Source organism: Kerstersia gyiorum (assembly GCF_004216755.1).
Taxonomy (GTDB): Bacteria; Pseudomonadota; Gammaproteobacteria; order Burkholderiales; family Burkholderiaceae_B; genus Kerstersia; species Kerstersia gyiorum.
Genome location: NZ_SGWZ01000007.1, coordinates 190,353 through 198,463, shown reverse-complemented (window position 1 = coordinate 198,463; position 8,111 = coordinate 190,353). Strand labels below are relative to the sequence as shown.

At 62.6% G+C, this 8,111-nt stretch carries 8 protein-coding genes and 1 pseudogene; 5 read left to right on the top strand and 4 right to left on the bottom strand.

Translation table 11 applies throughout. The annotated features are described in order from the left end of the window. Window positions 1-285 (top strand): annotated as a pseudogene (locus EV679_RS16745) (DUF4351 domain-containing protein); the annotation flags it as partial. Window positions 286-291: 6 nt separating this feature from the next. Here the strand turns inward: EV679_RS16745 and EV679_RS16740 are convergent. Both EV679_RS16740 and EV679_RS16735 read right to left on the bottom strand, forming a co-directional pair. After that, window positions 292-1,059, bottom strand: a complete 768-nt coding sequence (locus tag EV679_RS16740; protein ID WP_207224956.1) for a murein L,D-transpeptidase catalytic domain family protein — start codon at window positions 1,057-1,059, stop codon at window positions 292-294. A gap of 335 nt (window positions 1,060-1,394) precedes the next feature. Then, window positions 1,395-2,300: a DMT family transporter gene (locus tag EV679_RS16735; protein WP_068370132.1), complete on the bottom strand. Its 906-nt coding sequence runs from the start codon at window positions 2,298-2,300 to the stop codon at window positions 1,395-1,397. Between the two features lie 425 nt (window positions 2,301-2,725). Between EV679_RS16735 and EV679_RS16730 the strand changes: the two genes are divergently transcribed. From EV679_RS16730 to fnr, 4 genes are all read left to right on the top strand, one after another. Continuing rightward, a complete protein-coding gene (locus EV679_RS16730) occupies window positions 2,726-3,187 on the top strand; it encodes an Mth938-like domain-containing protein (RefSeq protein WP_068370137.1) in 462 nt (153 codons plus the stop codon). Next, the gene (locus EV679_RS16725; RefSeq protein WP_068370141.1) at window positions 3,184-3,651 is read left to right on the top strand and encodes a peroxiredoxin; all 468 of its coding nucleotides are present in this window, start codon (window positions 3,184-3,186) and stop codon (window positions 3,649-3,651) included. Before EV679_RS16730 ends, EV679_RS16725 begins: the two co-directional genes overlap by 4 nt. Window positions 3,652-3,784: 133 nt before the next feature. Next, window positions 3,785-5,635, top strand: coding sequence for a PhoH family protein (locus tag EV679_RS16720; protein WP_130487811.1), 1,851 nt, complete (start codon window positions 3,785-3,787; stop codon window positions 5,633-5,635). Between the two features lie 176 nt (window positions 5,636-5,811). Beyond that, window positions 5,812-6,546: a fumarate/nitrate reduction transcriptional regulator Fnr gene (gene fnr, locus EV679_RS16715; protein ID WP_130487810.1), complete on the top strand. Its 735-nt coding sequence runs from the start codon at window positions 5,812-5,814 to the stop codon at window positions 6,544-6,546. 188 nt (window positions 6,547-6,734) lie between these two features. Here the strand turns inward: fnr and phaR are convergent, their stop codons facing one another. Both phaR and phbB read right to left on the bottom strand, forming a co-directional pair. Continuing rightward, the gene (gene phaR / locus EV679_RS16710) at window positions 6,735-7,298 is read right to left on the bottom strand and encodes a polyhydroxyalkanoate synthesis repressor PhaR (protein ID WP_068370146.1); all 564 of its coding nucleotides are present in this window, start codon (window positions 7,296-7,298) and stop codon (window positions 6,735-6,737) included. A gap of 61 nt (window positions 7,299-7,359) precedes the next feature. After that, complete coding sequence (gene phbB / locus EV679_RS16705) at window positions 7,360-8,097, bottom strand: acetoacetyl-CoA reductase (RefSeq protein ID WP_068370149.1); 738 nt, start codon at window positions 8,095-8,097, stop codon at window positions 7,360-7,362. Window positions 8,098-8,111: the final 14 nt, after the last annotated feature.

The window sequence follows — 8,111 nt, the reverse complement described above, 5'->3', positions numbered from 1 at the left end:
TTCTGGCAATCCCTGGCAAGTTTCGAGAAGGAGCGCAACATGGCTTACATCAGCAGTGTGGAACGGATAGGCATCCGCAAGGGGCTGGAACAGGGATTGCGGCAAGGCCTGGAACAAGGCCGCGAAGACATGGCAGGCATGTTGCGCGAGCAGCTGGAAACGCGCTTCGGCCGCCTGGATGCAGCCGACCTGGATCGTCTACAAGCGGCCGACAGCACGACATTGCGATCCTGGGCCAGGCGCCTGATCGAGGCCCGGACCCTGGACAGCATCTGGCATCAATAGCGCCATTCAGGCCAGCCAGCGCACCCTGCCGCCTACCAGGGCCGATTGATTCAGCCACTGGCGATCCGGATAAAAACTGAATAGGAAGGCGTTGTCCGCCAGCTTGTCTATCAGCGGCCGCGCCACCGCGCTGCGCACGGCTGGGCAGCCCCAACTGCGGCCCAGCCGGCCCTGGGCACGGATGATGTCCTGGCTGACGTAGGGCGCGCCATGGATGACGATGGCACGCGCATAAGCCTGGTCATTGAATCCTGGCTCCAGCCCATGCAGGCGCAGGGAATAACCATTCCGGCCTGTATAGGTCACACCGGCCTGGAACGCGCCCAGGCTGGACATATGGCTTTCGTGCACGTTGGAGAAATGCTCTGCCATGTTGTCGCCGGTCTTGCGACCATGCGCCACCCACTCCTCGAACAGCAGCGCCTTGCTTTCCAGGTCGAAGACCCAGAGGCGCTTTTGGGTGGAAGGCAGGCTGAAGTCGATCACGGCCAGCGAACGCGGCGCAGCCTGCAACAGCGATGCGCGACGCGCATTTTCCAGTGCCTGCACCGCCAGCACCAGCGCCTGCGACGACAGGCCCGGCGCCTGTGCCGACAAGGCCGCCGCCATCAAACGTGCGTCGGCGCTGGCATTGACACCCGCCAGCCGCGACAAGGCAGCCTCGTCATCACTACGCCGTGCGGCCCAGGCCGGCAGGGCCAGCACGCCCAGCATTCCCGCCATGCCGCGCAACGCAGCCCGGCGGCCCTTACCGTTGAAATCAAGCTGATTCATTGGAACCTACGCCAATCAAAATCAAGAACACAAACGGCGTACCCGCGGCCATACGGCCGCCGGACTTGCGCCACTCTCACATGCGCAGGCACCCAGCCTGCAGAGACAGGCATCACCGTGCAGCCGGCCAAGCCGGCAGTGCGGACTCACAGGAAAGAAATCCCGGCGGCCAGAGCGGCCGCATGCCATTGATCGAGTGTACTGCAAGCCGGATGCAGCAAAACCCCTGAAAGGACTATGGGTATAGGGAATAGGGATTTTTTACATTCTGCGCCGGCCCACGAAACCAGCAATCATGGCCGACAGTCAGGGCCGGCCAGCCACGTCCATGAGTTTCAGTTTGCCTGGCTGACCACCAGCGCCACACCGACCACAATCAGCAGGATACCGGCCATTTCGCGGCGAGTCGGCGTCTGTGCGAAGAAACTGCGGGAAATCATCTGCGCGAACAGCACTTCCACCAGTCCCAGGGTACGCACGTTGGCAGCGCTGGTCAGCGCAAATGCCAAAAACCAGCATTGCGACGCCGCTGCGCCCAGGAAACCGCCGGGAATGGAAGGCAGCCAGGCCCGCGCACATGCCACCAGCAGACGGCGATCGAACAAGATCATCCAGGCCATCAGCAACAGCACCTGCACGCCCAGCGACCACACCAGCGCCCAGGTGGAATCCAGCACGAACGACCCTGAGCCGATCTGCAGGATGGCGCCGCGGAAGAAGATGACCGAGATGGCGAACATCGACCCCGAGAACAGCCCCTGCAAGATGGGCCGCACCGATCCGCCGCCAGCCATGGCGCCAGCGGGGATGCGCGACATCAGCACCACGCCCGCGGAAGCCAGCAGGATCGCGCCCAGGGTCAGCCAGGACAGCGGATCACCCAGCACCGCCATGCCGAACAGGGCAACCTGAATCGGTTCCGTCTTGATCCATGCCGTCACCGTGACGAATGAACGTGCTTTCATGGCCGCCAGCATGAAGGCCGTTGCAGCGATCTGCGTCACGGCACCAGCCACGATATACGCCAGGAATGCCAGGTTCACGCCGGGCAGCGGCAACCTTTCCCAGGCCAATACAACGGCCAGAAACAGCAAGGCAAAGGGAAAACCGAACAGGAAACGCACTTGGGTCGCCCCCAGCGTGCCCAGGGTACCGGTCAGGCTGCGCTGAGCGGCGTTGCGCCCGGATTGAAAAGCGGCGGCGGCAATCGTGATGGGGATCCAGAGCCAGGAGAGTTCCATATGCGTTGTGATAAAGAGGGATGGCACCGCCGAACCAGCGCGGCAGAAGCGGGAAAACGGAGTCGCGCAAAGGTGCGCCGCTCCGCCGCATGTCTCTGGCCGATCACGGCCGGAAGCATGCCGGACGCCTGGATGATACGCCCGCCGGGCAGGCCTTCCGGCCCCTAATGACACAATGTATCCAGCCATTTTCCGACCCCTTGCCGCGATCAGTCGCCCAGCCACCGCATTATCAATGCCACCACCGTCCCCGCGCTGGCGGGGCCGCGACCTGCGCTTTGACGCATGGTCACAAACCGGCGCATGGATTGCCAAACCCTGCGCCGCGTTTGCGCTATTATCAGAACAAGAATGACACCGGGCGCTGTACCGCCAAGCCATACGCTCATTCCCCGGCCTGGCGGCGCCCTTTACGGAGTCCTTGCTTGAAACTGCATTCCGATCCCGCCACATCCCTCAATACCGTCACCGCCTATGGCGACGACTACATAGAAATCAACCAGGTCCGCTACACCCATGCGGTCGTTTTCGGTCCGGAAGGCGAAATCGCGCACTGGCCGGTCGTGCGCCCGGAAGATATCGCCGCCCAGCACCTGCGCCAGGCCGCCAGGCTGGAAGACCCGGCCGCCAATCCCCTGGCCTTTCTCGACGAACCGGAACAGGACGCCGTGCCGCGGCGCTCGCCTGACTCTCCCGAAGTCCTCCTGATCGGTACCGGCATGCGCCAGCGCATGCTGGCGCACAGCCTGTTGCTGCCCCTGCTGCGCGCCGGCGTCGGCGTCGAAGTCATGGGCACCCAGGCGGCCGCCCGCACCTACAACATCCTGATGGCCGAAGGCCGGCGCGTCATCGTCGCGCTGCTTCCTACCGGAGAAACGCAATCATGAGCCAGATCCAGATCGGACACCCCGTCCCGCCATTTACCGCGGAAAGCACCATAGGCCCCATCAGCCTGTCCGAATGCGCCGGCCGTGCCGTAGCGCTGTTTTTCTACCCCAAGGACAATACCCCGGGCTGTACCACGGAAAGCTGCGACTTCCGCGACAGCTATGCGGATTTCATCAAGGCCGGCTGCCTGGTCTTCGGTGTCTCGCGCGACAGCCTGCGCTCCCATGAGAACTTCGCCGGCAAGCATGAGCTGCCCTTCCCGCTGATCTCCGATCCGGACGAAACGCTGTGCGATCTGTTCGGCGTGATCAAGATGAAGAATATGTACGGTCGCCAGGTGCGCGGCATCGAGCGCAGCACCTTCCTGATCGACGCCACCGGCAAGCTGGTGCAGGCCTGGCGCGGCGTCAAGGTGCCCGGACACATTCATGAAGTCCTGCAGGCCGCGCAAAGCATAGGTTGAGGCGGATGCCGGCCTGTGCCGGCGCCCAGCTTCCCTGCGCCAGTCCCCACACAACAAGTATCAGTGCCTCTTCTGCCAGTCCCGTCGTTTCCTGACCGTTTCCCTGTGCGCCTTTTCCCGGAGCCCACTGTTCATGCCTCTTCCCAAGCTGCCAGTCCGTCCCGCCACGATTCTCGAAGCTCCCGCCAAGGCACCGGCCTACCGGCCGTCCCCCCGCAAGGCTGAACCCGCCATTGTTCATCCGGCGATTGCCGACGAACAGGAAACCTTGGCGGCCCAACCCGTACAGACAGTATCCACCAGCACTGCCGCACCAGCCGGCGGACGCAAGCCGGCTACGGCCAGAACACATGCAGCGCCTGCCGCCGTACCGGAAAACGCCAGCGCGGCGCCTGCGGCAAAAGCCAGGCAACACGCGCAAGGCACCATCCCCGCGGCTGCAGCAGATGCGGCACCAGTGGCCAAGGCTGCGCCGCCCGCCACGGCACCCGGGGCACCAGCCGTGCCTGTCACGCCTGCCGCCGTCCCCGTACAGGCTGCGCCGTCAGCTGTCACGCCATCGACCACCCGCTCGCGCCGCCGCGGCCGCCACGTAGCCGACGAGCCACGCAAGCTGTTCGTGCTGGACACCAATGTGCTGCTGCACGATCCCAGCAGCCTGTTCCGCTTCCAGGAGCATGACGTCTACCTCCCCATGATGACGCTGGAGGAGCTGGACCACCACAAGAAGGGCATGTCGGAAGTGGCGCGCAATGCCCGCCAGGTGAGCCGTTCGCTGGACGCCATGATGGACGTGACCGCCGACATCACCCAAGGCATGGCGCTCAACGCGCTGGGCAACAAGGACGCCAGCGGCAAACTGCTGATCCAGACCACCTCCATGGAAGGCGCGCTGCCCCCTTCGCTGCCGGTGGCCAAGGCCGACAACCAGATCCTGGGCGTGCTCAAGGCGCTGCAGGACAGCCGTCCCGAGCAACCCGTCGTCCTGGTGTCCAAAGACGTCAACATGCGCCTGAAGGCGCGTGCCCTGGGCCTGAACGCGGAAGATTATTTCAACGACCAGGTCCTGGAAGATTCGGACCTGCTCTATACCGGCCTGCTGCAACTGCCCGAGAACTTCTGGAACAAGCACGGCAAGGACATCGAATCCTGGCAGCAGGGAGGCACGACCTACTACCGCGTCCATGGCCCGCTGTGCAGCCAGTTCACCGTCAACCAGTTCGTGTTCCTGGATGGCGCCCTGCCGCTGCATGCGCGCGTCAAGGAAGTCAGCGGCAAGACTGCCGTCCTGGCGACGCTGCGCGACCATTCGCACGGCAAGAACAATGTCTGGGGCATCACGGCACGCAACCGTGAACAGAACTTCGCCCTGAACCTGCTGATGGACCCGGACTGCGATTTCGTGTCGCTGCTGGGCCAGGCCGGTACCGGCAAGACGCTGCTGGCCCTGGCGGCGGGCCTGGCGCAGGTGCTGGAAACCAAGCGCTACACCGAGATCATCATGACGCGCATCACCGTGCCCGTGGGCGATGACATCGGTTTCCTGCCCGGCACGGAAGAAGAAAAGATGCAGCCGTGGATGGGCGCGCTGGACGACAACCTGGAAGTGCTGCACTCCACCAGCGGCACCAATGGCGGTGACTGGAACCAGAATGCCACGCTGGACCTGATCCGCTCGCACATCAAGGTCAAATCGCTGAACTTCATGCGTGGCCGCACCTTCCTCAACAAGTACCTCATCATCGACGAAGCGCAGAACCTGACGCCCAAGCAGATGAAAACCCTGGTGACCCGTGCCGGCCCCGGCACCAAGGTCGTTTGCCTGGGCAACATCGCGCAGATCGACACCCCGTACCTGACCGAAGGCAGTTCCGGCCTGACCTACGTGGTGGACCGCTTCAAGGGCTGGCCCCATGCCGGCCACATCACACTGCAACGCGGCGAACGCTCGCGCCTGGCCGATTACGCCGGCGACGTTCTGTAAAGCCGCCCTGCCCCTGGCCGGCCTGCTGCCCCTGGCGTAGCTGGCCGGCCATTTTGCATGTCCTTGCGCAAAGTCATTTACAATCCTTTAAATCATCAAGCGGAATCCGGGCTGGCCCCGGCACTGTTTGCTCGGCTGCCCCAGCTTTTCTGACCCCATCCTTATTCCTCCCAACAATGGCCAAACGAGTACTCCTACCGTCCGAAGCCGTGCACTGTTCCAGTTGCATGCTGGGCCATGTCTGCCTGCCGATAGGCATGAGTACGCATGACGTCGCCAAGCTCGATGGCCTGATCAAGGAACGGCTTCGCATCGAGAAAGGCAAGCCGCTGTACACGCTGAACGAGCCTCTCACTGCGATCTACAGCGTGCGCATCGGCACGCTCAAGACCCAGATCGAAAATGCCCAGGGACAGTTCCAGATCACAGGCTTCCACCTGCCCGGGGAAATTGTCGGCCTGGACGGCATGATCGAAGGCCACCACGTATCCACCGCCGTGGCGCTGGAAGACGCCGAAGTCTGTGTCATCCGTCTGGAAGACATGGACAATCTGGCCCGCCACCTGCCCAGCCTGCAGCAGCAGGTGTTGCGCCTGATGAGCCGTGAAATTTCGCGCTCGCACCAGATGCTGATGGCGCTGGGTTCCATGCGGGCCGAACAACGCCTCGCGGCTTTCTTGCTGAACCTTTCCACGCGCCTGTCGGCGCTGGGCTATTCCTCGACCGAGTTCGTCATGCGCATGAGCCGCGAGGAAATCGGCAACTACCTGGGCCTGGCACTCGAAACCGTCAGCCGGCTGTTCTCGCGCTTTGCACGCGAGGAACTGATACGCGTCAACCAGCGTCAGGTGCAGTTGCTCGACAAGGAAAAGCTGCACAAGCTGATCGAAAAGGAAAAAGACGCGGTCTGAATCCCGTCTCAGCGGGGCTGGCGCAGCCCGCCGCCCCCAATGCCTTCGCCTATGGCGCTGCGTAGACCTGGCGCGGCCGCTGTCATTGCCGGTGCGCCAGCATTCCCCAGCCGGAGAATTGCTGGAAAAAAGGCAGCGCGAACGCTGCCTTTTCCGGTACTGCATTTTCCTGTCTGGAAGGTACGGACCTAGCGCTGCTCGTCCTTGCTCCCCGGCGGGAACGGGAAGGTGGAAAAAAGATTGCGGGCCTGATCCTGCATCTGGCCCTGCATCTGCACGAACAGGTTTTTACTCTGTTCGATATAGTTGTTCATCATGCTCTGCACCATGGGCGCCTGCACATTCATGAACTGGGCCCAGACCTCCGGACCGAACTGCTTGCCGTACAAGCCTTGCGACTGCTCGGCCATGCGTTCCTGGATTTCCATGAAGGCCTGCAGGTTCTTCTCCAGGTACGAGCCCATGATGCCTTGCATGGCGTGACCATAGAAGCGAATGATCTGCGCCAGCACGGGCGCTGAGAACATCGGCATGCCGCCGCTTTCCTCTTCGAGGATGATCTGCAGCAGGATGCTGCGCGTCAGGTCTTCGCCTGTCTTGGCATCCACCACCTGAAAAGCCTCGCTGGCGATGACCAATTGCTTGACGTCAGCCAGGGTAATGTAGGTGCTGGTTCGCGTGTCATACAGACGGCGATTGGGGTACTTCTTGATGAGGCGTTGTGCTGCCTCGGCTGGCTTGGCTTGAGTCATGGCAATCCCGATATAACATCATTTACTGCGGCGCCCTGGAAAGGCGCCGGACGGCTAGGCTCTACCCCATATGCAGACCGCCGTTGACGGAAAAATCCGCCCCGGTGGCAAAACCCGCATCGGGCGAGGCAACCCAGGACACCATGGAAGCGATCTCTTCCGGGGTTCCCAGGCGGCGCACGGGGATAGTTCCAACGATTTTTTCCAGCACGTCGGAACGTATGGCGCGCACCATTTCGGTACCGATATAGCCGGGGGAAACCGTGTTCACCGTCACCCCCTTGCTGGCCACTTCCTGGGCCAGCGCCATGGTGAATCCATGGAGGCCGGCCTTGGCCGTGGAATAGTTGGTCTGGCCAAACTGGCCCTTCTGGCCGTTGACCGAACTAATATTGATGATACGCCCCCAGCCGCTGCCTACCATATCCTCGATAACCTGCTTGGTCACGTTGAACAGGCTGTTCAGGTTGGTGTTGATGACTGCCATCCAGTCTTCGCGGCTGAGCTTGCGAAACACGCCATCACGAGTGATGCCAGCATTGTTGACCAGGACGCTGACAGGACCGAGGTCGGCACGCACTTTCTCGAACGCGGCCACGGTGGAGTCCCAATCGGCCACATTGCCGACCGATGCATGAAAGCTGAAGCCGTCGGCCTGCTGCTCATCGAGCCATTGCTGCCAGTCCCGGCTCGGGCCGCATCCTGCCACGACGATAAACCCGTCGCGCGCCAGGCGCCGGCAGATGGCAGTGCCAATGCCGCCCATGCCTCCGGTGACATACGCGATTTTCTGAGTCATTTTGTCTCTCCTCT